Annotated in this window: 22 protein-coding genes and 2 pseudogenes; 10 read left to right on the top strand and 14 right to left on the bottom strand. The window is 72.4% G+C overall.

The features are described 5' to 3' along the window. Positions 1-261 precede the first annotated feature (261 nt). A complete protein-coding gene (locus tag OHA89_RS06370; protein WP_215149276.1) occupies positions 262-924 on the top strand; it encodes a class F sortase in 663 nt (220 codons plus the stop codon). A 51-nt stretch (positions 925-975) separates the two neighbouring features. Here OHA89_RS06370 and OHA89_RS06375 read toward each other — a convergent pair whose 3' ends face one another. Beyond that, positions 976-1,860, bottom strand: coding sequence for a polysaccharide deacetylase family protein (locus OHA89_RS06375; RefSeq protein ID WP_406365610.1), 885 nt, complete (start codon positions 1,858-1,860; stop codon positions 976-978). Positions 1,861-1,930: 70 nt separating this feature from the next. Further along, complete coding sequence (gene lysX, locus OHA89_RS06380) at positions 1,931-5,233, bottom strand: bifunctional lysylphosphatidylglycerol synthetase/lysine--tRNA ligase LysX (protein ID WP_406365612.1); 3,303 nt, start codon at positions 5,231-5,233, stop codon at positions 1,931-1,933. Positions 5,234-5,298: 65 nt separating this feature from the next. On the opposite strand from lysX, the pseudogene OHA89_RS06385 reads away from it, so the two are divergent. Beyond that, positions 5,299-5,388, top strand: a pseudogene (locus OHA89_RS06385) (universal stress protein); the annotation flags it as partial. Positions 5,389-5,401: 13 nt separating this feature from the next. Here the strand turns inward: OHA89_RS06385 and OHA89_RS06390 are convergent. Further along, positions 5,402-6,595, bottom strand: coding sequence for a CapA family protein (locus OHA89_RS06390; protein WP_266613431.1), 1,194 nt, complete (start codon positions 6,593-6,595; stop codon positions 5,402-5,404). 311 nt (positions 6,596-6,906) lie between these two features. Between OHA89_RS06390 and OHA89_RS06395 the strand changes: the two genes are divergently transcribed. Next, positions 6,907-7,446, top strand: a complete 540-nt coding sequence (locus OHA89_RS06395; protein WP_215149280.1) for a sigma-70 family RNA polymerase sigma factor — start codon at positions 6,907-6,909, stop codon at positions 7,444-7,446. Between the two features lie 228 nt (positions 7,447-7,674). Then, entirely contained in the window at positions 7,675-8,175 is a 501-nt protein-coding gene (locus OHA89_RS06400) for a hypothetical protein (RefSeq protein WP_257553179.1), read from the top strand. 72 nt (positions 8,176-8,247) lie between these two features. Here OHA89_RS06400 and OHA89_RS06405 read toward each other — a convergent pair whose 3' ends face one another. The 4 genes from OHA89_RS06405 to OHA89_RS06420 form a co-directional block, all read right to left on the bottom strand. Further along, positions 8,248-8,649: a hypothetical protein gene (locus tag OHA89_RS06405; RefSeq protein ID WP_266613433.1), complete on the bottom strand. Its 402-nt coding sequence runs from the start codon at positions 8,647-8,649 to the stop codon at positions 8,248-8,250. Positions 8,650-8,675: 26 nt separating this feature from the next. Next, a complete protein-coding gene (locus tag OHA89_RS06410) occupies positions 8,676-9,536 on the bottom strand; it encodes an Fpg/Nei family DNA glycosylase (RefSeq protein WP_406365615.1) in 861 nt (286 codons plus the stop codon). A gap of 102 nt (positions 9,537-9,638) precedes the next feature. Beyond that, entirely contained in the window at positions 9,639-11,702 is a 2,064-nt protein-coding gene (locus tag OHA89_RS06415; RefSeq protein ID WP_266613437.1) for a SpoIIE family protein phosphatase, read from the bottom strand. A 7-nt stretch (positions 11,703-11,709) separates the two neighbouring features. After that, a complete protein-coding gene (locus OHA89_RS06420; protein ID WP_406365617.1) occupies positions 11,710-12,993 on the bottom strand; it encodes a DUF6777 domain-containing protein in 1,284 nt (427 codons plus the stop codon). A gap of 172 nt (positions 12,994-13,165) precedes the next feature. Here OHA89_RS06420 and OHA89_RS06425 point away from each other — a divergent pair, with 172 nt between their 5' ends. From OHA89_RS06425 to OHA89_RS06435, 3 genes are read left to right on the top strand one after another with little or no spacing between them, the layout of a single operon-like run. Next, positions 13,166-14,065 carry a YndJ family protein gene (locus OHA89_RS06425; RefSeq protein WP_266613441.1) on the top strand — a complete coding sequence of 300 codons (900 nt, stop codon included), beginning with the start codon at positions 13,166-13,168 and terminating at the stop codon, positions 14,063-14,065. Then, on the top strand, positions 14,062-14,595 hold the full coding sequence (locus OHA89_RS06430; protein ID WP_406365620.1) for a DUF1990 family protein: 534 nt from the start codon (positions 14,062-14,064) through the stop codon (positions 14,593-14,595). The genes OHA89_RS06425 and OHA89_RS06430 overlap by 4 nt, the downstream gene beginning before the upstream one ends. 20 nt (positions 14,596-14,615) lie before the next feature. After that, positions 14,616-16,055, top strand: coding sequence for a lipase maturation factor family protein (locus OHA89_RS06435; RefSeq protein WP_266613445.1), 1,440 nt, complete (start codon positions 14,616-14,618; stop codon positions 16,053-16,055). Here OHA89_RS06435 and OHA89_RS06440 read toward each other — a convergent pair. Both OHA89_RS06440 and OHA89_RS06445 read right to left on the bottom strand, forming a co-directional pair. Beyond that, on the bottom strand, positions 16,041-17,024 hold the full coding sequence (locus OHA89_RS06440; protein WP_406365622.1) for an NAD-dependent epimerase/dehydratase family protein: 984 nt from the start codon (positions 17,022-17,024) through the stop codon (positions 16,041-16,043). The genes OHA89_RS06435 and OHA89_RS06440 overlap by 15 nt on opposite strands. A gap of 150 nt (positions 17,025-17,174) precedes the next feature. Then, positions 17,175-17,348 (bottom strand): hypothetical protein, encoded by a 174-nt coding sequence (locus OHA89_RS06445; RefSeq protein WP_215149328.1) that lies wholly within the window; start codon positions 17,346-17,348, stop codon positions 17,175-17,177. Between the two features lie 372 nt (positions 17,349-17,720). Here OHA89_RS06445 and OHA89_RS06450 point away from each other — a divergent pair, with 372 nt between their 5' ends. Continuing rightward, a complete protein-coding gene (locus OHA89_RS06450) occupies positions 17,721-18,116 on the top strand; it encodes a hypothetical protein (RefSeq protein ID WP_406365624.1) in 396 nt (131 codons plus the stop codon). Positions 18,117-18,167: 51 nt separating this feature from the next. Here the strand turns inward: OHA89_RS06450 and OHA89_RS06455 are convergent, their stop codons facing one another. Beyond that, positions 18,168-19,655 carry an SDR family NAD(P)-dependent oxidoreductase gene (locus tag OHA89_RS06455; RefSeq protein WP_266613449.1) on the bottom strand — a complete coding sequence of 496 codons (1,488 nt, stop codon included), beginning with the start codon at positions 19,653-19,655 and terminating at the stop codon, positions 18,168-18,170. Positions 19,656-19,915: 260 nt separating this feature from the next. Here OHA89_RS06455 and OHA89_RS06460 point away from each other — a divergent pair. Then, positions 19,916-20,728: pseudogene (locus OHA89_RS06460) on the top strand (DMT family transporter); the annotation flags it as partial. A gap of 24 nt (positions 20,729-20,752) precedes the next feature. Here the strand turns inward: OHA89_RS06460 and OHA89_RS06465 are convergent. Further along, positions 20,753-22,030: a transglycosylase family protein gene (locus OHA89_RS06465; RefSeq protein ID WP_406365626.1), complete on the bottom strand. Its 1,278-nt coding sequence runs from the start codon at positions 22,028-22,030 to the stop codon at positions 20,753-20,755. Between the two features lie 185 nt (positions 22,031-22,215). Between OHA89_RS06465 and gndA the strand changes: the two genes are divergently transcribed. Then, positions 22,216-23,661, top strand: coding sequence for an NADP-dependent phosphogluconate dehydrogenase (gndA, locus tag OHA89_RS06470; RefSeq protein ID WP_266613451.1), 1,446 nt, complete (start codon positions 22,216-22,218; stop codon positions 23,659-23,661). Positions 23,662-23,862: 201 nt separating this feature from the next. On the opposite strand, the gene OHA89_RS06475 is transcribed toward gndA, so the two are convergent. Genes OHA89_RS06475 through panD form a run of 3 tightly spaced genes read right to left on the bottom strand, consistent with a single transcriptional unit; the run spans position 23,863 to position 25,313 of the window. Beyond that, positions 23,863-24,522 (bottom strand): arylsulfatase, encoded by a 660-nt coding sequence (locus OHA89_RS06475; RefSeq protein ID WP_406365628.1) that lies wholly within the window; start codon positions 24,520-24,522, stop codon positions 23,863-23,865. Beyond that, positions 24,519-24,878, bottom strand: a complete 360-nt coding sequence (locus tag OHA89_RS06480; RefSeq protein ID WP_266613453.1) for a GNAT family N-acetyltransferase — start codon at positions 24,876-24,878, stop codon at positions 24,519-24,521. Before OHA89_RS06480 ends, OHA89_RS06475 begins: the two co-directional genes overlap by 4 nt. A gap of 15 nt (positions 24,879-24,893) precedes the next feature. Further along, positions 24,894-25,313 (bottom strand): aspartate 1-decarboxylase, encoded by a 420-nt coding sequence (gene panD, locus OHA89_RS06485; RefSeq protein WP_215149296.1) that lies wholly within the window; start codon positions 25,311-25,313, stop codon positions 24,894-24,896. Positions 25,314-25,518: the final 205 nt, after the last annotated feature.

Consider the following 25,518-nt stretch of genomic DNA (forward strand, 5'->3'; position numbering starts at 1 on the left):
CCGCCTTTGGGCCGCCCGGTTGAGCGACACGCCGAAGCGCGGGCCACGCAACTGACGGATCCGCAGGTCACGACCCGTCAGGCATTTATGTGACGATTACCTGGATGGGCGCACCCCTTCCGGCCCCCTTCCGGCGGCGCCACCCGTTCGCCCCTCCCCTCTCGCCGTCCTGCCCGGGCGGCCTTAGCGTGCGTGAAGTAGGGCGTACACGGGGTGGGACAGGATCGCGGGTCGGGACCCCCGCGTCGGGAAGGGAGAACGATGGGCGAGGACGAGACCGGGAAGTCACGCAAGTTCTCACCGTGGGGCGTACTCGCCCTGGTCATGCTGAGCGGCCTCGCCATGGTGCGCAACGGTGTGGGCATCGACGACGGGCCGCCCCAGCCCACCGCGGCCTCGGCCGTCGCGGTGACGGCCGACCAGTTGCCGGCGAATCCTCCGCAGGCGCCGACGGATCTGGAGGTGCTGGAGCACTCGTCGGTGCAGCGCATCCGGATCCCCACGATCAGCGTGGACGCTCCGGTGATGACGGTCGGGCTGGACGCGGAGGGCTGGATCGACGCCCCGCCGCCGCAGGACCGCAATCTGGCCGGCTGGTACCTGAACGGCATCTCGCCGGGCCAGCGGGGCTCCGCGGTGATCGTGGGGCACGTGGACAACGCGCAGGGCCCGGCGGTCTTCTACGGCCTGGGTTCGGTCAAGCCGGGCAACCAGATCGAGGTGGAGCGGTACGACGGGCGCACGGCGGTGTTCGAGGTGTACGGCGTGGAGGTGTTCTCCAAGGACGCCTTCCCCGGAGCCCGGGTGTACGGGGACACCGGGCACGCGGAACTCCGGGTGATCACGTGTGGCGGCGGCTACTCGAAGTCCCGGGGCTACGAGGGCAACGTGGTCGTCTTCGCCCGGATGGTGGAGGCCCGCTGAGCGGCGGCCGCGGCCGGCCGGCCTGAGCCGCCTCGCCGGGGAGAATCCTCCTCAGCGGGGCGGCAGCGTCGGCAGGGTCATCCGGTAGCCGCGCGCGAGCAGTTGGGGCAGGTACGAGGTGATGGCCCGGACGCTCTGCGACCGGTCGCCGCCCGCGTCGTGCGACAGCACGATCACGCCGGGCCCGGCGCCCGCCAGGACCCGGGAGACGATCGTGCCGGTCCCCGGCTCCTTCCAGTCCAGGGTGTCCACGGTCCAGGCGAGCGGCTCCATGCCGAGTTCGGCCCCGATCTCGAAGGCGGCCCGGTTCCACGCCCCGAACGGCGCGCGGAACCACACGGGCGCCTCGCCCACCGTCTGCTGTACGACCTCGCTGGTGCGGCCGATCTCGGAGACCAGGGCGGGCCGGCTGAGCTTGGGAATGAGCGGGTGGGTCCAGGTGTGGTTGCCGATGACGTGGCCCTCGGCGGCCATCCGGCGCAGCAGGTCGCGGTTCTCGGTGGCCATCTCCCCGCAGACGAAGAACATGGCGCGCACCCCGTACCGGGCGAGGGTGTCGAGGATCCCGGGGGTGTAGCGGGGGTCTGGCCCGTCGTCGAAGGTGAGCACCATGGAGCTGCCCGTTGCGGTGCCGGGCGGGAGTTCGAGGATGGGGCGGGTCCGTACGGCCGGTTTCGCGACGGGCGGCCGGGCAGGGGCCTCGGCGGTCATCGGCCTCAGCCGGTAGGACTTCTCGAGTCTCCCGTCCGGGAGCACTCCGGGGGGTCCCGCCGCCGGATGCGGCCCCGGCCCGGCCGCAGGAGCGGGCCCGGGCCCGGGCCCGGGCGTACCGCCCTCGCCGCCCGCGTCGATCAGCCCGGCGGCGGCCGCGACTCCGAGGAAGACGGCGGTACGCAGGAGCGCGCGCCGCCCTACTGTCGGCTCGTCATTTTTCATTATTACTACGTATCAACGACATCGCCGCGGATGTCGAGAGGCGCGGACGCGCCTCCTCCCCCTCACCCGATCAGCCGCGCCGTACCAGGGGGAACGGGAGGGTCTCGCGGATCGTGAGCCCCGTGAGGAACATGACGAGGCGGTCCACACCGATGCCCAGGCCGCCGGTCGGCGGCATCGCGTACTCCAGGGCGTCCAGGAAGTCGTTGTCGAGTTCCATCGCCTCCGGGTCGCCGCCCGCCGCCAGCAGGGACTGGGCGGTGAGGCGGCGGCGCTGCTCGACCGGGTCGGTCAGCTCCGAGTAGGCGGTGCCCAGTTCGGTGCCGAACGCCACCAGGTCCCAGCGCTCGGCGAGCCGCGGGTCCTTGCGGTGCTGGCGGGTGAGCGGGGAAACGTCGGTCGGAAAGTCCTTGTAGAAGGTGGGCATCTTGGTCCGCTCCTCCACCAGCCGCTCGTACATCTCCAGGACCACGTCGCCGCGGGTGTCGTCGGGGGCGTGCGGAACGGCCGCCCGGTCGCACAGCCTGCGCAGGACGTGCTCCTCGGTGTCGGCGTCGACCTCCTCGCCGAGTGCCTCGCTGATCGCCCCGTACATCGTCTTGACCGGCCAGGGTCCGGAGATGTCGTGGACGACGAGCTTCCCGTCCGGTCCCGCCTTGTGGGCGACGGGCGAACCGAAGGCGGCGGTGGCGGCGCCCTGGATCAGCTCGCGGGTGAGGTCGAGCATCACGTCGTAGTCGGCGAAGGCCTGGTAGGCCTCGAGCATCGTGAACTCGGGGTTGTGCTTGTAGGAGACGCCCTCGTTGCGGAAGGTGCGGCCCATCTCGAAGACCTTCTCCATGCCGCCGACGCACAGCCGCTTGAGGTACAGCTCGGGCGCGATGCGCAGGTACAGGTCCAGGTCGTAGGCGTTGATGTGGGTGCGGAAGGGGCGGGCGTTGGCGCCGCCGTGGATCTGCTGGAGCATCGGGGTCTCGACCTCCAGGTACCCGCGCTCCAGCAGCCCCTGGCGCAGGGCCTGGACCGCGCTGGAGCGGGCCCGTACGACGTCCCGGGCCTCGGGGCTGGCGACGAGGTCGAGGTAGCGGCGCCGGACGCGGGCCTCCGGGTCGGCGAGGCCCTTGCGCTTGTCGGGGAGGGGGCGCAGGCACTTGCCGGTGAGCTGCCAGGAGCGGACGACGAGGGACGGTTCGCCGGACTTGCTGGTGCCGGTCTCGCCGCTGGCGACCACGTGGTCGCCGAAGTCGACCTGGGAGGTGAAGGAGTCCAGTACGCCGGCCCCGGCCTCGTCGCGGGTGAACATCAGCTGCACGTCCCCGGACCAGTCGCGCAGGACCGCGAAGACCACGCCGCCGAGGTCGCGTACGACCATCACGCGTCCGGCGAGGGTGGCCTGTTCCCCGGAGCGGGCGCCGGGCGGGTGGTCGGGGAAGGCCTTCTTCAGCTCGGCCACGGTGTGGGTCCGCTGACGGATGCCCACCGGGTAGGGGTCGGTGCCGGCGGCCCGGATGCGCTCCATCTTGTCGTGGCGCACGCGCACCTGCTCCGGCAGCCGCTCGGCCTTCGCGGCCTCGGCCTCCTCCCCCACGGCCTGCAGGTTCAGGGAGGCGATGGAGGGCAGGCCCTCGGTGGTGGCGGGGTTGGTGAGGCCCTTGGGGTGACCGTTGCCCCACAGGGTGCGCAGGCTCGGTACCGAGACGAAGCCCTCGGCGATGCCGGAGGCGAGGCTGACGCGGGCGAGCGAGCCGGCGTCCTGGTAGCAGAGGAAGCGCGGGTACCACTCGGGGCCGTACTTGACGTTCGAGCGGTAGAGGGCCTCCAGCTGCCACCAGCGGGAGAAGAAGAGCAGCAGTCTGCGCCACAGCTTGAGGACGGGGCCGGCGCCGATCCGGCCGCCTTCCTCGAAGGCGGAGCGGAAGACGGCGAAGTTGAGGGAGATCCTGCGCACGCCCAGGCCGGGTGCGGCGGCGCACAGCTGGGCGACCATGAACTCCATGACCCCGTTGGGGGCGGTGCGGTCGCGGCGCATCAGGTCGAGGGAGATGCCGTCCTTGCCCCAGGGGACGAAGGAGAGCAGGGCGATCAGGTCTCCCTCGGCGTCGAAGGCCTCGACCAGCAGGCAGTCTCCGTCGGCGGCGTCGCCGAGCCGGTCCAGGGCCATGGAGAAGCCCCGCTCGGTCTCGGTGTCGCGCCACTTGTCGGCCCGGTCCACGATCGTCTGCATCTCGTCCTCGGAGAGGGCGGAGTGGCGGCGGATGAGGGTGGTGGCGCCGGTGCGCTTGACGCGGTTGACGGCCTGGCGGGTGACGCGCATGTCGCGGCCGTCGAGGTCGAAGTGGGCGACCTGCAGGATGGCCTCGTCGCCGAGCTGGAGGGCGCTGAGCCCGGAGCGGGCGTAGGCGGTCGCGCCCTCTTCGGAGGCGCCCATGACGGCGGGCTGCCAGCCGTAGCGGCCGGCCACGGCCAGCCAGCCGTCGATGGCCGGGGTCCAGGCGGCGGGGTCGCCCACCGGGTCGCCGCTGGCGAGGCAGACTCCGGCTTCGACCCGGTAGGTGACGGCGGCCATGCCGTTGGGGGCGAAGACGACGGCCTTGTCACGCCGGGTGGCGAAGTAGCCGAGGGAGTCGGCGCGCCCGAAGGCGCCGAGGAGGGCCCGGATGCGGGGCTCCTCGTCCCCGTGCAGGGCCGCGGTCAGGCGCTGGGAGCGGAAGAGCGTCGCGGCGGCGTTCAGCAGGGCGAGGGCGCCGAACAGGCCGAGCAGGAAGTACAGCGGGCGGGGCGGGTGGCCGTCGAACTGACGGGCGGAGAAGAGACCGCCGAAGACCTGCTTGGCGGCCCAGTCCAGCCACTGGCCCTTGGGCAGGGTGCCGGGGAAGAGCGCGACGAGCCCCCAGCCGACGAGGACGGCCGCGAGCAGGCCGAGACCGAGCACCATCAGGGCGCGCCACAGCGCCCCGGGCCGGGAGGCGGCGTAGAACTCGTCGCGGGCGGCGATCAGCAGTCCCATGGCGGCGACGGCCAGCGCCATGGACGAGAAGCCGACCCAGTAGTCGCCGACGGCGATGTCGATCACGTCGTCGAGGATCAGCAGGGCCAGATAGGTGACGACGATCCACCAGGCGACCTTCTTGCGGGTGCCGAGGGCCGCGGCGAGCAGGAAGAGGAAGACGGCGTAGGCGAGGTTGGCGCTGACCGGGACGACGACGAGGTCGATGAAGCGGACGACGTGCCTCAACAGGCGCCGCAGCGTCGGGGAGAGCGCCAGCAGGGCGCACAGCAGACCGAGCGCGCCGAAGAACGCGCCGAAGCCGTCCGGTACCCGGTTGAGGAAGCGGTTCCGGGTTCCGCGCGTCTGCTCCACGGTGACACTCATGGTTCGCACTGTAGGGAGGCCGACGGCGCTCCGCGCGCCGAGCCCGGTGTACGTCCAGCCGGTGCGCCTCGGAACAGGCGGGCCACCGCTTCGTGGGTTCGTTGGCGATCCGCCTGGTCAGGGCCTGCCGCCGGCCCGTGACCGCCGTCCCCTGAGGGACCCGGTCCGCTACTTCGCCATGGTGAGGCCGTCCTTGGCCGCGCCGCGGCTGAGGACGGCCTCGGTGATGGCGTCCTGGGCGGTCTCGTAGTCGCTCTGGTCGGGGTCCTTGGCCAGAGCGGCGGGGAGGTTGACGACCCGGCCGATGGAGAGGTCCATCATCTGCGGGACGAACTCGGCCTTGGTCACCTGCCAGCGCTGTCCTGCGGCGGCCGGCGGGGCGAAGGTGAAGCGGCCGATCGATCCGTAGTTGCCGCGCATGTCCCGCGCACCCGAGTAGTTGAACATCTCACCCGCGACCTGGTCTCCCATGCCGTAGATGATCCATGTCCCGTTGACCTTCTCGTACGGCTGCGGGATGTGCGCGTGGGTGCCCAGGATCATGTCGATGTCCGGACGCCCGCCCGTCTGCGAGGCGGTCAGCGCCTTGCCGAGGGAGAGCTGCTTCTCGTCCGGTTCGGTCTGCCACTCGGTGCCCCAGTGGAGGCTGACCAGCACCACGTCCGCGCCCGCCTTCCGGGCCGCCCGCGCGTCCGCGACGATCTTGTCCTGTTCCATCAGGTTGACCGCCCACGGCTGTCCCGGCGGCAGCGGGTAGCCGTTGGTGTCGTAGGTGTACGCGAGGTGCGCGACCTTGGCGGAACCGGCCGTGTACGTGGTCACCGTGGCCGCCTCCGCCGCCGTACGGGCCGAGCCGGCGTGCTTCAGGCCGACCTTGTCGAACCGGTCCAGCGTGCGGCGCAGCCCGTCGGCCCCGTCGTCCAGGGTGTGGTTGGAGGCCGTGGAGCAGCCGTCGTATCCGGTCTCCTTCAGCGCGTCGGCGACGCTCGGCGGGGAGACGAAGGCCGGGTAGCCGGAGAAGGGCCCGCCCTCTTCCCCGTAGATGGTCTCCATGTGGCAGAGGGCCAGGTCGGCCCCGGATACCACGGGCTTGACGCCGGAGAACATCGGCCGGAAGTCGTGCCCGTCGCCGTCCGCGTCGTTGGCCGCCCGCTGGATGACCGAGGTGTGGGGCAGTACGTCGCCGCTCGCGACCAGCGTGAACCCCTTGGCCGCGGGAGACCCGGCGGCACTGGAGGCAACCGGTCCGCCGGAGTCACCCAGGCGTGCCGGTGCCGATTCCCCCGCGGCCGAACAGCCGGCGGCCGCCGACAGCAGGAGGGCCGACAGGAGCGCGGCAGCCTGTCGGGTGCGCTTGGCCATCTTCCCCAGCTCTCATTAGTACGACTATCCGATCTCTCGTAATCCATATAACAAGACGTCAATAGTCAAGGAACGGCTCCGTCCACTTGAGGTGCGACCACTCCGATGGCCGCCGCAGGGCACCCGCCCGGGCGCCCTGCCGTTCGCCGCGCCGTTCGACCGTTCACCGCCCGGCCCGGCCGCCCACCGGATGACCCGGGTGCTTGGGCGCACCGGCCGGACCGGACGGTTCCCGTCGGGGCTCCGTGCAGGTCAGGGTGAATGCGTCGACTCCCCGCACGGACATCCACGCACCCCGGAAGGAGCCCCTCGTGCCGCTCTCCCCCGCCCTCCGGCGTACCGACCCCGAGGCGCTGGCCGAACTCCAGCGCGACCACGGTCGGGCCCTGTTCGGTTTCCTGGTCGGGCTCACCGCCGGGGACGCCCAGCGCGCGGAGGACCTCGTGCAGGAGACCCTCGTACGGGTCTGGCAGCACCCGGAGGTCCTGTCGAGCGAGCACGAATCCATGCGGCCCTGGCTGTTCACGGTGGCCAGGCGGCTCGCCATCGACGCCCGGCGCGCCCGCCTGTCACGGCCGCAGGAGGTGGACCCGGAGGGGCTGGAGCAGGCACCCGCTCCCGAGGACGCGGTGGCCGGGTCGGTCACGGCGATCGACGTCCGGCGGGCCGTCGGTTCCCTGGGCCCGGAGCACCGCGAGGTGCTGATGCAGGTCTACTTCCAGGACCGCTCGGTGGCCGAGGCCGCCGCCGAGCTCGGAATCCCGGCCGGGACCGTCAAGTCCCGTACGTACTACGCCCTGCGCGCCCTGCGCAAAGACCTCCAGGGGTACGGGTACGGCCTCGGCGCCTGAGCCGGCCGGCTGCACGGGCCCCTGCCAAGAGGGCTGCCAAGAAGACGGCGAAGACGACGAGGACCGCCTCGAATACATGCGAACCGGACACAAACCGCATGGAATGAGGCATCAGACCGTTCAAGTTGAGTAAACATCCCCCGCCCGGCGAGCCGCTCGGTGAAGGCTCAGGGCTGACGGCGGGACGCTGAACGCGCGGGAGAAGGTGGAACGGTGCAGCCCGAGGGTATGAACGGCACCAGTGACGGCGGGCTCGCGGTGCCCATGGCTTGGCTTTACGCCGAGTACATCGCAGACGAACTGCTGCGCACGGGCCGGCTGATCCCGGTCAGCACCCTGGAGTTCCGGGCCGGGCGGGACACGCTCGCGCTGACGATCTACCTCTCGGACGCGGCCGGGGAACTCTCCGGGATCCGCGTGGTCTCCCAGCTCGACGAGTGGCTCTCGCTGACGGCGTACGGTCACCCCTGGCGCGACTGGGTGCACACCCGGTTCCTCGCGCTGGGCGAGGAGGCCCGGGAGCGCGGCCGTGCCGAGGAACCGGACCTGGAACTGGCCCGGGCGGCCTGGCGCTGGCTGGACCGCACGGAGCTGTTCGCCACCAACCTCGACCCCGGACGGCACGGCCACGCCGACACCCCTGCGGGACTGGACGAGAACGCCCGCGTGTGGACCCCGGCCTGGCAACTCGGCCTGCCGCTGGGCCACTTGGCGATGCACCTGTTCTGAGGACCCGCCGGGGCCACACGGGACGGCCCGGGCTACACGGGACGACTCGGAGCCACACGGGACGGCCCGGGGCTACACAGGCCGGCGGGGGCCCGGGGCCTCCGCCGGGTCCATCACCAGGCCGGTGAAATCAGCCTCGTTGCGCTCGGCGCACATGACGTACCAGCGGGCGATCAGCCACATCACCGGATACACCAGCAGGCCCAGCGCCAGCCACACCAGCGGCCCGGACGCCGCGCGCGGCAGCAGCAGCACCAGCGGCAGCGCCCCGACCGTCAGCACGAGTGCGGCCAGCGCCCAGATCCCCGCGCGCAGCTGGCTGCGCATGAGGGCCCGTACGTAGGTGGCGCCCAGGGTGGTCTGCTCGGAGATCTCCGAGCGGGCCGGGGTGTGCGCGGGCGGCCGGCGGCGGGTGCCCCGGGGCACCCCGGTGACGATCTCGCGCCGGGGCGGCGACTGCTGGTCCTCGGCCATGGTGCCGGAGTCTACGCAGCGCCCCGCTATTTGAGGAGGCGCGAAAGCCGCCGGTCGGCGAGCGGCTTCCCGCCGGTCTGGCAGGTGGGGCAGTACTCGAGCGAGGAGTCGGCGAAGGAGACCGAGCGGACGGTGTCCCCGCACACCGGGCACGGCTCCCCGGTCCGGCCGTGTACCCGCAGCCCGCTCTTCTTCTCGGCCTTGAGCTTCCCGGCGGCCACTCCGTGCGCCCGGCCGACGGCCTCCCGCAGGGTGTCCTGGACGGCCGCGTAGAGCCGGGTGGTCTGCTCTTCGTCGAAGGACGCGGCCAGTTTGAAGGGGGAGACCTTGGCGCGGTGCAGGATCTCGTCGCTGTAGGCGTTGCCGATACCGGCGATGACGCTCTGGTCGCGCAGCACGCCTTTGATCTGGCGCCGCTCACCCGCGAGCAGGGCCGCGAACGCGTCCCGGTCGAAGGCACCGTCGAGCGGATCGGGGCCGAGGCGGGCGATGCCGGGCACGTCCTGGGGATCGCGTACGACGTACACCGCGAGGCGCTTTTGGGTGCCGGCCTCGGTGAGGTCGAAGCCTCCGCCGCCCGCCAGGACCACGCGCAGCGCGAGCGGCCCCTTGCCGGGGCGCGGCGGCTGGGCGGGCAGGGTGTCCTGCCAGCGCAGCCAGCCGGCCCGGGCCAGGTGGGTGACGAGGTGGAGCTCGCCGATCCGCAGGGCCAGGAACTTGCCGTGCCGGGCGGTGGCGCCGGCCGTCTGCCCTTCGAGGGCGGTCATCGGCGGGTCGTACGTCTTGAGCACGCTCACCGCGAGCGGGAGGACGCGTTCCACCACCCGCCCGGTGAGGTGCTCGTCGAGGTACTCCCGCAGGGCCTCGACCTCGGGCAGCTCCGGCATGGTCCCAGCCTGCCCCCGGCCCGGGGGAAACGCGAGCCGTGCCCGGGCGGCGGCTTCCCGGAACCGGGGTCCGCCGCCCCGCACCCCGCCGCCGTCGGGGCGTCAGCCCACCACGAACTCGCACCACACGCACTTGCCGCTCCCCCGCGGCTCCACGCCCCACACGTCCGCCAGCCGGTCCACCAGCATCAGGCCCCGTCCCGACACCCCCGACTCTCCGGCCTCGCGACGCCTCGGCAGCGCGCTGGAGCGGTCCTCGACCTCCACCCGCAGCCGCCGTTCGAGACCGTTCAGGACCCGCAGGGTCACGATCGCCGGGCCGTCCGTGTGCATCAGGGCGTTCACGATCAGCTCGTCCGCGACGAGCTCGATCTCGTCGGCCCGTTCCCGCGCGCCCCACGCCCGCACCGCCGCCCCGATCATGTGGCGCGCCGCCACCAGGGCCTCCGGGTCCCCCGGCGCCACGTGCTGCTGTAGCCGGCCGCCGCCCTGCGGGGCGTCCTGCACCTGACGGCGCAGCAGGAGCAGCGCCATGTCGTCGTCGCCGCCCCGCTCGTCGACGACCCCGCACAGCCGGTCGGCGAGCAGCTGCAGGTCCGCCGGTCCGCCGCGGACCAGCGAAGTGAGCAGCTGGATCCCGTCGTCCAGATCGGCGCCGGGCTGCTCCACCAGGCCGTCCGTACACAGCAGAATCGTTTCCCCCGGATCCAGCTCCACCGTGGTCACCGGGTACTCCAGGCGGCCGAACTCCGCCGAGAGGCCCAGCGGCATCCCGCCCCCCACCGGGAGTCTGCGGCAGTCCCCGCTCCGGGTGCGCAGCAGCGGGTCGATGTGGCCCGCGCGGACCAGCTGGAGCACCCCCGTCGACAGGTCGGCCTCCACGTACGTACAAGTCGCGAAGCGTTCGGTGTCCAGTTCGTGCAGGAAGACGGAGGCCCGGGCCATCACCGTGGCCGGCGCGTGGCCCTCGGCGGCGTACGCGCGCAGCACGATCCGCAGCTGGCCCATGACCGCCGCCGCGTGCGTGTCGTGGCCCTGGACGTCGCCGATGACGGCGCCGACCCGGCCTCCCGGCAGCGGGATGACGTCGTACCAGTCGCCGCCGATGTCCTGGCCCATCCGGGCGGAGCGGTACCGTACGGCGATCTCCGCGCCCGGCACCGACGGGATCCGCCGCGGCAGCATCGCCTGCTGGAGCCCCTCGGCGAGGTCGTGCTCCTGCTCCAGCAGCATGGCCCGCTGGAGGCTCTGCGCGATGCTGCTGCCCAGGGCGACGAGCAGGTTCCGCTCGTCCTGGGTGAAGCCGTCCTTGTCCTGGTAGAGCAGGCCGATCGCGCCGATCGGGCGGGCCTGGGCGATGAGCGGCAGATAGGCGGCCGCCGAGATGTGCATGTACTCGATCTTCGACCAGAGCCCGGGATAGCCCGTGGCGAACTCCTGCGCCGAGTCGAGGAACCGCGGCTGGAGCGAGCGGACGACCTCGCTCATCGGGTAGTGCTCGTCGATGCGGGTGTAGCGCGTCCCGGGTACGAAGCTGCCCTCCGGGCCCTCGGCGACGAGGTGGATCCTTCCGGCCTCGACGAGGCCCATCACCATGCCCATCGAGCCGAGGCGTTCCAGGCCGTGGGCGTCGCCGAGCGCGTCGATGACGTCCTGGACGGTCCGGGCGTGCGCGAGGGCGGCGGTGGTGCTCTCGACCACGGACGTCTGGCGGCGCCGCGCCTCGTCCAGGCCGAGGCGTTCCGCCGAGTGGCTGAGCTCCTCGGTGGCGTCGCGGACGATGCCGATGATCCGGTACGGGCGCCCGTCCGGGCCGCGCATGACGCGGCCCTGGGTGTGCGTCCAGCGCAGCCGGCCGTCGTGGCAGCGGATGCGGAAGTAGGCGCCGTAGCTGTCTTCCTTGCTCTTGAGGGCGCTGGAGACGAGGGCGTCGAGCCGGGCGGCCTCGGCGGGCGGCACGCGCGCGCCCAGGGACTCGGGCCGGCCGTCGTACTCGTGGGGCGCCGTGTCGAAGACGTCGAGGGCTGCCGCGTCCAGGTGCATGAGCCCGGTAACCAGGTCCCAGTCGAAGCTGCCCATGCGGTTCAGTGCCAGCGACCGGTCCGGGTGCGCGGGCCAGTCGTCCGGCAGCGATACGGAGCTCGGCACCGGTCCACCATGACACACGGGCCGGTCAGGCGCTCTCCAGCGAGAAGCCGGGGTCGGAGGGCGACTGCTGCTGCCCGTCCGGGACGCCATTGGGGTCGGAGGGGTCAGAGGGGTTGGTGGGGCCGAAGGGGTCGTACGGCTCGCCCGGGAACTCCGACCCGTCGGTAGGAACGTCCGACGGGATGTCGGAGGGGAAGTCGGAGGGGAAATCCGATCCGTCGGACGGCACGTCGGAGGGCAGGTCCGACGGCGGCTGCTGGGGGGTGGCCGGATCCGACGGCAGGCCCGGACTCTGCTGCCTGCCCCCGCCCGGCGAGGACGGAGCGGACGGGGTCCTCGGCGAATCCGGCGGGCAGTCCGTGGCCGCGGGAGCCGGCACTCTCGGGCTGCCGCCGGGCGGAGCCGGCGGCGCCGTGCGGGCGAGGCTGTTGCGGGTGGGGCTCGGGCAGGGGTCGGCCGGCACGGTCCCGGGCGGGTCGACGGGCCCGTCGGGAATGCCGTCGGCCGGATCGAACTGGGGCACCACTTCCGGGGTCCGGTCCTGGGCGCCGTCGTCGCCCACCTTGCGCTCGATCCAGGTGTTGTCGGCGATGTTGACGATGACCAGGTTGTTGATCGCGTGGGTGGTGGGTTCGATGACCACGACCTGGTTGGGCTGGTAGCCGTTCCACGGGTCGCCCTTGTGCACCGGGGAGCCCTTGGGGGCGCGCGGGGACTGCAGCGGATTGCCGCAGGCGCAGCGGACCCGGGGCATCCCGTGCTCGTCGACGAGGACGGCGGTGCCGGCCTGGAGTACGGACTGGAAGCTGTCGGCGGCGCCGTCGCGGAAGCCGTGGCTGGTGACTCGGGTGTCTGCGCGGAGCACGACGGGGGTGAGGCCGCGGAGGAAATCGGGGATCTTCGCCTGTTCGATGTCGGAGGCCTCGGCGAATGCGCGCGCCTTGGCGGCGTCGGCGGTCAGGTAGCGGACCTGCTGTTCCACGTCGCAGCTGCCGAACCGCTGGGTGCCGCCGTACAGGCCGGGGGTGGCCGCGTTCACCGTGCGGATGCCCTGTCCGGTCTGGTTGGGCAGCGGGGGCTGCACGGGGGCGGACTCGGCGGTGGCCGAGGAGGCCGTGAAGGGGGCCGGGCCCGCGGAAGCCACGGGCTGGAGGTGGACTTCCTGGCTCTCGGATCCCGCGGTTCCGCGCTTCTCCTCGGAGCCGCCGCAGCCCGCCGCAAACAGGCAGAGGGCGGCCAACAGCGCGGCGCCGGCCGGTGTGTGACGACGCGGCGCCTGACGAGGTGTCGGAGGTGTCGGTGCGTGCACGTGGATCTCCCTTTTCGCCCCGGTTACTCCCTCTTGTCTGCCGTATCCGCACGAGGGCCGCAACCGGAGCGCTTCTTGAACATGTTCAAGGAAGGTCATAGAGTCACGGCCATGAGTTGAACGCGTTCAATGCATTCGGCTCATCCGATCGCACTCGGGAGGGGAGTCCGTCGTGACGGTACTGGTGAACGTGATCGTCACCCTGGGCATGCTCTACGTGGTCCCGGCCGGCCTGCGCCTGATCGACCCGGTCGGGCTCCGCCGGACCGCCCGCCTGTGGCCGCTGCCCGCGGCCCTCGGGGCGGTGTGCCTGTGGCTGCCGCGCGGCGGGCTCGCCACCGCGCTGGCCGCGCTCTACGCGGCGGCCTGTCTGGCCCTTGCGGTGAGGGGGTGTCTTGTCGGTCGGGCCGGCCGCGAGCCCGGCCTGACCGGCAAGACACCCCCTAATGCCCCGGCCGCATTCCGCCGCGGCCGCCCGGCGGACATCGCCGTGGCCACCGCGCTGGCCTCGCCCTCGATCGCCGGGACCGCCCTGGTCGCAGAGCGCGCCGGTTACCGGCTCTTCGGATTCGACCTCGACATCCTGGCGCTCACCGTGCCCCACTTCCACTTCGCCGGATTCACGGCCGCCCTGGTCGCCGGGCTGGTGTGCCGGGCCGCGGCACCCGGACCGGGCGCGCGCTGGGCCGCGTACAGCGTCCCCGCGGGCACCCTGCTCGTGCTCCTCGGCTACTTCGTCGACGACTGGGCCGAGCTGGCGGGCGCGGTGGTCCTGACCGGCGGGATGTGGGCCGTGGCGCTGGCGACCTGGCGGGAGATCCGGCCCGCCGCAGGCGACCGGACCACGCGGGCGCTGCTCGCGACCTCGGCCGTGGTCCTGGTGGCCACCATGCTGCTCGCGCTGTGGTGGGCGGCCGGTGAGGCCGCCGGGATCACCCACCCCACCCTGACCTGGATGGCCGCGACCCACGGCCTCGGAAACGCCCTCGGATTCGCCCTGTGCTCGGTGCTGGCCTGGCGCCGGCTGACCGCAGCCCACCCGCAGACCGCCCGACAGGAGAGCACGCCATGACCCGCCTCATCAGCACCGGCCGGGACACCCTCAGCTACCCCGACCGGGGCGCGACGGCCCGCCGCCCACTGCCCGCCGGCTACCACCACCTGCACCACCGCACCCGGATCGGCCAGGGGCGGACCGCCTTCGAGGCCGCCGGGGTCGCGGTGACCACCTTCCACGCCCACCGGACCTCGGGAATGCGGGTGCGGGCGGACGCCGGGGCCGTCCGCCCCGGCAGCCGCGCGGTGGTCGGGATCGGCCTCGGCCCGCTGCGGATCAGCGCTCCGTGCGAGGTGATCTGGACGGCGTACGAGCCCACGCGCGCCGGTTTCGCGTACGGGACCCTGACCGGCCACCCCGAGAGCGGGGAGGAGTCCTTCGTCGTGGACATGGACGCCGAAGGCACGGTGTGGTTCACCGTGACCGCCTTCAGCCGCCCGGACAGCTGGTACACCCGGCTCGCGGGCCCGGTGATCCCCCTCCTCCAGCGCAGCTACGCGATATGGCTGGGCCGCCACGTGCGCAAGCTGGCCGCCGCCGCCTGAACGGCCCGATACTGGAAGCGATGGACTGGTTCACGGCGCCCGGGTACTGGCTGGGCCGGCTGGTCTTCCAGCGGGCCCTCGCCGGTGTCTACCTCTTCGCCTTCATCGGGGCCGCCCTGCAGTTCCGGGCCCTGATCGGGGCGCAGGGCATGCTGCCCGTGCCGCGCTACGTGCGGTACGTGCCCTTCCGGCGCGCCCCGAGCCTGTTCCAACTGCGCTACTCCGACCGGCTCTTCGCCGGGTGCGCCTGGACCGGGGCGCTGGTGGCCGCGGCGCTGGCAGCGGGGGCCGGGGACGAGGTGCCGCTGGCCGCCGCCATGGGGATGTGGGCGCTGCTGTGGCTGCTCTACCTCTCCATCGTGAACGTGGGACAGACCTGGTACTCCTTCGGCTGGGAGTCGCTGCTGCTGGAGGTGGGCTTCCTCGCCGTCTTCCTCGGCAACGCGCGGACCGGGCCGCCGGTGCTGATGCTCTGGCTGCTGCGCTGGGTGCTCTTCCGGGTGGAGTTCGGGGCCGGGCTGATCAAGATCCGCGGGGACTCCTGCTGGCGCAAGCTCACCTGCCTCTACTACCACCACGAGACGCAGCCGATGCCCGGGCCGCTGAGCTGGTTCTTCCACCGTCTGCCCAGGCCGCTGCACCGGGTGGAGTGCGCGGCCAACCACGTGACCCAACTGCTGGTCCCCGTTCTGCTGTTCACGCCGCAGCCGGTGGCCTCGTACGCCGCGGGGATCATCGTGGCGACGCAGTTGTGGCTGGTGCTGTCCGGCAACTTCGCCTGGCTGAACTGGCTGACGATCACCCTGGCCCTGTCGGCCGTGGACTTCACCGGGCTCGCGGGCGCTCCCCCGGCCGCCGCATCCCGGTCGGCGCCGGTGTGGTTCGTGGTCCTGGTCTGCGCCGTGACCGTGCTGGTGCTCGTGCTGAGCCGCCATCCGGTGCTCAACATGATCTCGCGCCGCCAGGTGATGAACCGCTCCTTCGACTCGGTCCACCTGGTCAACACGTACGGGGCGTTCGGCACGGTGGGCCGGATCCGCGAGGAGGTGGTGGTCGAGGGCACCACCGACCGGGTGCCGCACGCTGACGGGGCCTGGCGCGAGTACGGCTTCAAGGGGAAACCGGGGGATCCGCGCGGGATTCCGCGCCAGTTCGCCCCGTACCACCTGCGCCTCGACTGGCTGATGTGGTTCGCGGCGCTCTCCCCCGGCTATGCGCGGGACTGGTTCGGGCCGTTCGTGGAGCGGCTGCTGGCGGGCGACCGGGACACGCTGCGGCTGCTGCGGCACAACCCCTTCCCGGACGCCCCGCCGCGCTATGTCCGCGCCCTGCTGTACCGCTACCGGTTCACCACCTGGCGGGAGCTGCGCGAGACGGGCGCGTGGTGGCACCGCACGCTGGTGCGCGAGTACCTGCCGCCCACCCGCCTCGCCGACGCAGCCTGGTCAGAGCCCGAGTAGCGCCGCCTCCCGCTCCGCGTCGATGCCGGGCGCCGGGCGGTCGGAGCGCTGCGGGGCGACTCCGCCGAGGCTCTGGAGCCAGGCCCAGGTGTCGGCCACGGTCTCCTCGACCGGGCGGCAGGTCAGGCCGACGGCCAGGGCCTTGGACACGTCGCCGCCGGCCATGTAGTCGTGGGCCTCGCCCGCCGGTATCCAGATCGGGAGCTCGGTCCAGGGCTGTACGCCGGCCTGCTGGATCAGATCCGGATCGGTCCAGCGCAGTTCGGCGCGGCCGCCGGTGGTGGCGGCGCAGGCGTCCAGGAGGCTTCCCATCGTGGCGTGCCCGGCCGGGGAGGCCATGTTGTACGCGCCGCTGTGCCCGGCGGCGGCCGCGTCGAGGGTCCAGCGGGCGAGGTCGCGTACGTCGATGTACTGGAGCGGGAGTTCCCGCGGGCCGGGGGCGAGGACCGGGCCGCCGCGGGCGGTGCGGTTCAGCCACCAGGGCAGTCGGCCGACGTTCTCGTACGGGCCGAGGATCAGCCCGGCGCGCACCAGCAGGGCGCGGTCGCCGAAGGCGTCGAGGGCGGCGAGTTCACCGCCGCGCTTGTCCTCGGCGTAGGCGATGGACCCGGCATCGGGCGAGCCCTCCACCAGGGGGCCCTGCTCGTCGAGTCCGGCCGGCGCGGGATAGGCGTACACGGAGCGGCTGGAGACGTACGCGTACCGCCCGACCCGGTCGCGCAGCAGGCGGGCACTGTCGCGCACGGCGGTGGGGGCACCGCCCCAGGTGTCGACGACGAGGTCCCACTCCCCCTCGGCCAGGGCGTCCAGGCCGCCGGGGGCGGTGCGGTCCCCGTGCAGGGCGGAGGTGCCCGGCGGGGGCGCGTGGTGGCCTCGGTGGAAGACGGTCACCTCCCAGCCCCGGTCGAGGGCCTCCTCGGTGATCGCGCGTCCGACGAATTCGGTTCCACCCAGCATCAGCAGTTTCATGTCCCTCAGCCTGTCCGGCGTTCCGGGGCGGCGGAAGTCATGATCGCTCTGAGCGATGACGCTCACGGCGTAGGCGGTTCGGGAACCCGTCCGGGCGCGGCAGCGCCCCCGGTGCGGGTGAGCACGGGGGCGCGCGTACCGCTCTGCGGACTAGTCGATGCCGGGCAGGATGTGCGATTCCGCCAGGTCGTCCTCGTACCCCGCCAGCCGGATCGGGGCGGACCGCGCCCAGACCTCAAGGCTTCCGAGCTCGTCGGTTCGCGGCTTGGTCCGCTTCCCCGTCCGCTCCAGCAACTTCGGTTCGGGCTTCGTCATTTCTGTCACCGCGCACTCCTTCGTGTCGCGTACCCGGCAGGCGTGCCGCGCCGGGTTGGGAGGAAAGGGTTTCCGGACGCGGTGGCGCCTTGGTGGAGCGTGGCCCGGATGGGGCCGTCTGATGCCCCAGACTACACATATGAGCGGGCCTCCGCTCGATCGAAAGGCAAAAACCACGTCGCCCTTTTGTTTTCGCCGCGAGTTCAGGAAGTCGTCGGCCCGCGGGTGCGACAAGCATGGTCCGCTCGACGCCGGATGCGCGCGGGGGCGACGGAGGGAGCGGCGGTGGCGAGGTCCGGAGTACGGGGGTTCGAAGTGCCCCACGTCTCAAGCGTTCCGGAGCTGATGGATCTTCTGCACGCCTGCCGCGGAGGCCGTGGAATGCGGACGGCGGCCGTGCTGCGCCGCGCTCACCCGTTCGACAAGGAGCTCCAGATCGCGGGCCTGGTACTGGATCTCGGCGAACTGCTCCGTCCGGGTGACGCAGCGTCCCCGCGCGATCACGATGTGGCGGAGGCGGTGCGTCCGCTGCTGGGTGAGCGGGTGGCCCGGCTGATCCGGCTGCACGCGCGGGCCGGGGACGAGGCCGGGTTCGGCGCCCTGGCGGCGGCCGGCCCGGACGGCGAGGCGGCGGCGACCCTGCGCCAGACCCACGACGGTGCCGATGCGGCGGGCCTGGAAGCGGGCGTCCTGGAGGACTGGCAGCCGGTGCTGGAACTGGTCGCGGCGGGGGCCTACCGGGCGGTGGCCGGCAGGCCGTTCCTGCCGAAAAGCTGAACGACCCCTTCGGCACGCCGAAGGGGTCGCGGGCGGGGCCGGAGCCGGGTCCTACCAGTTCGCGGGCGCGTAGTCCTTCAGGAAGACGCCGAACAGGTCCTCGCCCGCCTCGCCGCGGACGACGGGGTCGTAGACCCGGGCCGCGCCGTCGATCAGGTCGAGGGGGGCGTGGAAGCCCTCCTCGGCGAGGCGCAGCTTGTCGAAGTGCGGCCGCTCGTCGGTGATCCAGCCGGTGTCGACCGAGGTCATCAGGATGCGGTCGGTCTGGAACATCTCCTGGCCGCTGGTCCGGGTCACCATGTTCATCGCGGCCTTGGCGGCATTGGTGTTCGGGTGGCCCGCACCCTTGTAGCCACGGCTGAAGACGCCCTCCATCGCGGAGACGTTCACGACGTACGCACGCCCGCTGGACGCCTTCCGGGCGGCCTCGGCCATGGCCGGCCGGAGCGCGCTGATCAGGATGAAGGGCGACGTGTAGTTACACAGCTGGGTCTCGAGCAGCTCGACCGGGGAGATCTGGTCGATGGTCTGCACCCAGGTGTTGCTGTCGACGACGTCGGGCAGCAGGCCGCCCGCATCGATGGCGGTTCCGGCGAGGTGCCGCTCCAGGCTGGCGTTGCCCGCCACCAGGGCGAGGTCGGCGACCTTCTGCGCCTCGAGCCCGCTCACGCCGACGGGCAGCGCCGCCAGGCCGTCGACCGCTCCGGAGTTGAAGGCGCCGATGACGTGGTGGGCGGGGAGCTCACCGGCGGGCAGCGGGGCGCCCTCCCCCTCGACCAGCGCCGCGTAGGCGCTGGGCAGGCGGCGCACGGTCTGCGTCGCGTTGTTGATCAGGATGTCGAGCGGACCGGCTCCGGCCACCTGCTCGGCGAGGGCCACGGACTGGGCCGGGTCGCGCAGGTCTATGCCGACGACCTCCAGGCGGTGCATCCAGTCCGCGGAGTCCTCCATCGCCTTGAAGCGGCGGATGGCGTCCTTGGGGAAGCGGGTGGTGATCGTGGTGTGGGCGCCGTCGCGCAGCAGCCGCAGCGCGATGTACATGCCGATCTTGGCCCGGCCACCGGTGAGCAGCGCGCGCTTGCCGGTGAGGTCGGCGCGGGCCTCCCGCCTGGCCCGGTTCTCGGCGGCGCACTTCGGGCAGAGCTGGTGATAGAAGTAGTCGACCTCGACGTACCGCGTCTTGCAGATGTAGCAGGAGCGCGGGCGCTGGAGTATCCCGGCGATCCGGCCGGCCTCCGTGACCGAGGAGGGCAGGAGGCCCTCGGTCTCGTCGTCGATGCGCTCGGCCGAGCCGGTGGCGGTGGCCTCGGTGACGGCCTTGTCGTTGGCGGTCTTGGCGGCGCGGCGCTCCTGGCGGCGGCGCTGCTTGACCGTGCGGTAGAGACCGGCGGTGGCACGGCGTACGGTGATCGCGTCGGGGTGGTCGACGTCGAGCTTGTCCAGCTCGTCGAGCACGCTGAGGCAGAGAGCCAGTCGCTCGGGGTCGATGCCCGGCCCGTAGGCCTGCCCGTGGTCGTGGCTTTCTTCGGTCACCGTCATGGCCGCTGCTGTTCCTTGATCATTCGTCCGCATCCGCCTGCTGCGGAAGTCCTCAAAAGAGGAACTGTACGGATCGGACACGCCCCGAACCAAACCCGGCGCCGCGGACCTCACTCACCGCGATCGTTCCACCACTTTCCGCATCCGGATCGCTGTCCCGGGAGCGTCGGCTCGAGTACTCCTGTACTACGCCAGGAGTATGACTCGTGACCCCCTGTGGGCGGAGGAATAGCGAAGTCAGGTCGGGCATTGTGGAGTTCATGAGTGCACTGGCGCTGTCGGTCCTGCTCTGTCTCGTGTCCGCCCTGGCGTACGCGGGTGGCGCGATCGTCCAGGAACGGGTCGCGGCGAGCACGCCGGACCGACCGTACGCACCGCTGCGGCGGGGCGTTTGGTGGGTCGCGGTGGGGCTGAACGGCCTCGGCGCCCTGCTGCACGTGGTGGCCCTCGCGTACGGACCGCTGAGTCTGGTCCAGCCGCTCGGCGCGCTCACCATCGTCTTCGCCCTCCCGATGGCGGCCGTGTTCGTACGCCGCCGGGCGGGCGCGGCAGCCTGGCGCGGGGCGGTACTGGCCACCCTCGGCCTGGCCGGTCTGCTGGCCCTGACCGGCGGGGACGGGCGGGCGGAGCAGCCCCTCGCGGACGGCGAACGGAGCCTGCTGCTCATCGTGACCGCGGCCGGCGTGACGGCGCTGTTCCTGGCGTCGCACCGGATGCACCGGGCGGTGCTGCGCAGCGTGCTGATGGCCGCGGCGGCCGGTACGGCCTTCGGCATGGCCTCGGTGTTCACCAAGTCCGTGGCGGAGAGCTTCACGCAAGGCTCGCCGGACTCCCTGTGGCCCGATGTCGCGGCGGTAGCGCTGCTCGCCTCCTTCGGGCTCCTGCTGTCGCAGGCGGCCTACCGGGGTGCCGGGCTGACCGCGCCGCTGGCCACGGTGACCGTGATCAATCCCGTGGTCGCGGCGACGGTCGGCATCTCCCTCTTCGACGAGGGCTTCCGGTACGGGGCGGCCGGCACGGCGGCGGCCCTGGCCAGCGCCCTGGTCGCGGCGGGCGGACTGATCCTGCTCACCGCCGTGCCCTCGCGGGTACGGGGGTCAGATGTCGACTCCGTGGGCGCGGAGGTACTTCAACGGGTCGATGTCGGTGCCGTAGCCGGGTCCCGTGCGCATCTCGAAGTGCAGGTGCGGACCGCTGGAGTTGCCGGTCGAGCCGGAACGGCCGATCCGCTGGCCTCCGGAGACCTGCTGGCCGGCCTTGATGCCGAGCGCCGACAGGTGGGCGTACTGGGAGAACCGGCCGTCGGTGTGCTTGATGACGACCTGGTAGCCGTACGCACCGGCCCAGCCCGCGGAGACGACCTGTCCGGGACCGACGGACTTGACGGAGGTTCCGGTCGCCACCGGGAAGTCGACGCCCGTGTGGTAGCCGCTGGACCAGGAGGAACCCGCGACGCGGTAGGCGGTGCCGAGGGAGGCGTCGACGGGGGCGGAGAAGCCGCCCGAGGGGGGCTTCTGCTGCGCTGAGGCAGGCTGCTGCGCCGGCTTCTCGGCGGGTTTGGCGGCAGGCTTTTCCGCCTGCCTTTCGGCCGGTTTCTCCGCGGGTTTGGCGGCCGGTTCGGCTGCGGGCTTCTTCGCCGCCGGCTCCACGGGCTTGACGGGCTCGGCCGTGCGCGGCGGCTTCTCCGGGTTCTGCGCGGGCGGCGCCGCGGTGATCCGCAGGGTGAGCCGCTGGCCCGGGAAGATCAGGTTCGGGTTGCCGCCCACGGTGGCGCGGTTGGTCTCGTACAGCGCCTGCCAGCCGCCCTCGACGTGCTGGTCGGTGGCGATGGCCGAGAGCGAGTCGCCGGGCGCGACCACGTACGGGTTCGGCAGGACGGAGGTCCCGGTCGGGCGGGGCGTGCTGCCCTGCTGCCCAGTGGCCGCCTTGGTCTGCTGCGGCTGAATCTGCGTCTGCTTCTGTGCCTGCGCCTGTGGCACTACGGCCGGCGCCGGGCCGCTGCGGCTGAGCCCGGCCTGCTTGCCGCACTGGGGCCAGGCCTGCGGCCCCTGGCCCTTCAGGACCTTCTCGGCGACCGCGATCTGCTGGTCCTTGGTGGCCAGGTCGGCACGGGGGGCATAGGCGGTGCCGCCGAAGGCCCGCCAGGTGCTCTGGCTGAACTGGAGGCCGCCGTAATAGCCGTTGCCGGTGTTGATCCGCCAGTTGTTCGTCGACTCACAGGCGGCGACCTTGTTCCAGGTGTCCACGGAGGCGGCGTGCGCGGCTCCGGCGCCGATGAGCGGGAGCGCGATCCCGGCGCCACCGGCGGTGACGGCGAGCGAGGCCCGGTTGATGCTGCTCGGCTGATACCGGCGGTGCCGGCCCCGTACACCCATGGGAGCCCCCATCGAAGACATCAGGAACCGCACAACTTAACGTCCCGATCAGAGCATGACAAGGGGCGCAACAGGGCGCTCTCCAGGGGAATTTGACGTTAACTCGGCTTGCGTGACGCCGCTGGACACCCGCCTGGATGTAGCGTCGGTCATCCCCGCACACCGAAGCACGCAGGAGCGCACGCATGAGCACGAGCACAGCCCAGATCGGCGTCACCGGGCTCGCGGTGATGGGCAGCAACCTCGCCCGGAACTTCGCCCGCAACGGTTTCACCGTGGCCGTCCACAACCGCACCGCCGCGAAGACCAGGGCGCTGGTGGAGGAGTTCGGGGACGAGGGCGCCTTCGTGGCGGCCGAGTCCGCGAAGGAGTTCGTCGATGCGCTGGAGCGCCCCCGCCGCATCGTCATCATGGTGAAGGCCGGGGAGCCGACCGATGCCGTGATCCACGAGTTCGCCCCGCTCCTGGAGGAGGGCGACGTCATCATCGACGGCGGCAACGCGCACTTCCAGGACACCCGGCGCCGCGAGAAGGAGCTGCGCGAGCAGGGCATCCACTTCGTGGGCGTGGGCATCTCGGGCGGCGAGGAGGGCGCGCTGCTCGGCCCGAGCATCATGCCCGGCGGCTCGGAGGAGTCGTACGCGTCGCTCGGCCCGCTGCTGGAGAAGATCGCCGCGAAGGCCGCCGACGGCACGCCGTGCACCTCCCACATGGGCCCCGACGGCGCCGGACACTTCGTCAAGATGGTGCACAACGGCATCGAGTACGCCGACATGCAGCTCATCGCCGAGGCCTACCACCTGCTGCGCGAGGTCGCGGGCTACTCCCCCGCGAAGATCGCGGAGACCTTCCGGACCTGGAACCGGGGGCGCCTGGACTCGTACCTGATCGAGATCACGGCGGAGGTGCTCGCGCACACGGACGCCGCGACGGGCCGCCCGTTCGTGGACGTGGTGGCCGACGCCGCCGAGCAGAAGGGCACCGGCCGCTGGACCGTGCAGATCGCCCTGGACCTCGGCGTTCCGGTGTCGGGGATCGCGGAGGCCGTCTTCGCCCGTGCCGTCTCCGGCCACGCCGACCTGCGCAAGGCCGCAGTCGGACTCGCGGGCCCGACGGCCGCCGCGCTCTCCCCGCAGGAGGCGGACGCGTTCGCCGCTCAGGTGGAGCAGGCGCTGTACGCATCGAAGATCGTCTCGTACACCCAGGGCTTCCACCAGATCCGGGCCGGCAGCGAGGAGTACGGCTGGGGCGTGGACCTGGGCGCGGTGGCCTCGCTGTGGCGCGGCGGCTGCATCATCCGGGCGGCGTTCCTGGACCGGATCCTGGCCGCGTACGACGCTCAGCCCGCACTGCCGAGCCTGCTGGCGGACGCGCACTTCGCCGAGGAGATCGCGGCGGCCCAGGACGGCTGGCGCTCCGTGCTGGTGGCGGCGGTCCGGCAGGGCATCCCGGTGCCCGCCTTCGCGGCTTCGCTGGCGTACTACGACGCCCTGCGCACGGAGCGGCTGCCCGCGGCCCTCACCCAGGGACAGCGCGACTTCTTCGGGGCACACACCTACCGTCGCACCGACCGCGCGGGCTCGTTCCACACCCTCTGGAGCGGTGACCGCTCCGAGGTCCAGACGGGCTGACCTGCGCTAGCTGAGGGGCCCGGGCTGCGGAATCGGCGCGGGTCCCGGCGGCGCGGGGATCGGGTCGGGCTCGGGCACCGGCCCGGGTACGGGCGGTACGGGGCGCGGGACGGGCTCGGGATCCGGGAACGGGTTGGGTGCCGGGACCGGGTCAGGTTCGGGGACCGGCGGCTGCGTCGGTTCGATGTTTCGCCACATGTGTCACACCTTCCCCCGATCCGGGCCGGTACGCCCGCTCAGCCGCAGCCCGGCGGCCAGGCCCGGAGCCGGGCTGGACAGGACCGGGATCCGGGTCGTGGCCTCCTCCGTGGCTCCCGCCATGGAGGCCTGGGCCAGCACGATGACGTCGGCGCCGGTGACGGCGTCGGCGGCCGCGGCGACGCGGGCCAGGTACCCGGCGCCGTCCCCCGCCTCGAAGCGCTCCCAGGCCCCGGCGACCAGGTGCGTACGGATCGACACCGGCCGGTCGCCGGCCTCCTCGGCCAGCAGCTCCCCGGTCGGCGCGAAGGTCGACTCCAGGGCCGCGAGTACGACGATCCCCGGACCGGTGCGCACCGCCGCGGCGGCCATCGGCCGGTCCACGCGCAGCACCGGGGCGCCGAGCTCCGGAGCCAGGGACTCCGCGGTCGCCCCGATGGTCGAGCAGGTGACCAGGACCGGGCCCGGCGGCCCGGCCTCGGCGAGCAGCCGCAGCAGGGCCGGGGCCACCGCCTGCGGCCCCTCGGCGCGGGCCCGGTCCAGCAGCTCCGGAGCCACCAGGTGGCGCAGTACGGCCCCCGGGTGGTTCCGGTCCCGCAGCGCGTCGAAGACGGGGACGTGCACGGGCGAGGTGTGCAGCAGGGTGAGTCCGGGTCCCGTCACCACAGGTCGGAATCGCCGTCCAGCTGCGCCTTGGCCGCCGCCACGACCTCGGCCGGGGCCTCGGGCGCCTGGTCGGGGTGCTTGGCGGCCCAGCTCGCCGCGTACGGGCAGAGCGGAACCACGGGCACCCCCTCGGCGGCGGCGATCCCGTAGAAGGTCTTCACCAGCGCCCCGGCGATGCCGCGGCCCTCGTGGCCCGGTTCGACGACGGTGTGCACCGCCACCAGGGCGTGCGGCGACTCGGCGAGCACGAAGTAGGCGATGAAGCCGACCACCGCCCCGCTCTCGACGGCCAGCAGCCTGCCGGCCTTCCGCTCGTCCTGAAACTCGATCGCCGTGCTCGGGCTCTGCGCCATGGTCCCCGACTCCCCTCAGACAGCCACCGCGTGGGGGCTGCGCTCCTGATCCGTACCGGGCACCGGGGCGGAGGCGTCCGCGCCCAGCTCCACGATCCGATTGTCCGCGTCGACGTGCACGACGCGGGGCTTCAACACCCGGGCCTCGGCGTCCTCGACCTGCGCGTAGCTGATGAGGATGACCAGGTCCCCGGGGTGCACCAGATGGGCGGCGGCGCCGTTGATCCCGATGACCCCGGACCCGCGCTCCCCCTCGATGACGTAGGTCTCCAGCCGGGCCCCGTTGGTGATGTCCACGATGTGGACGAGCTCCCCGGGCAACAGATCGGCCGCGTCCAGCAGATCGGCGTCGATGGTCACGGACCCGACGTAGTGCAGGTCGGCCTGGGTGACCGTGGCCCGGTGGATCTTGGACTTGAACATGGTGCGAAACATGAAGAAGCTCCCGAATTGTCTGCTCCCTGCCTGCTTCACACAGGTCAAGGGCGGTCTTCGGAGCCTACAACGATTCGCATGTTCGGTCAGCTCTCCCCAGGTCTTTCAGGACTCATGCTGACCGGAGGCTGATTTCTCCGACACCCCATTAGACCGGTTTGAGCCCCGGACACTCGCACGGCACCGGGACATCAGCCGGAACTGT

The sequence above is a fragment of the Streptomyces sp. NBC_01546 genome (assembly GCF_045208355.1).
In the GTDB taxonomy this organism is placed as follows: Bacteria; Actinomycetota; Actinomycetes; order Streptomycetales; family Streptomycetaceae; genus Streptomyces.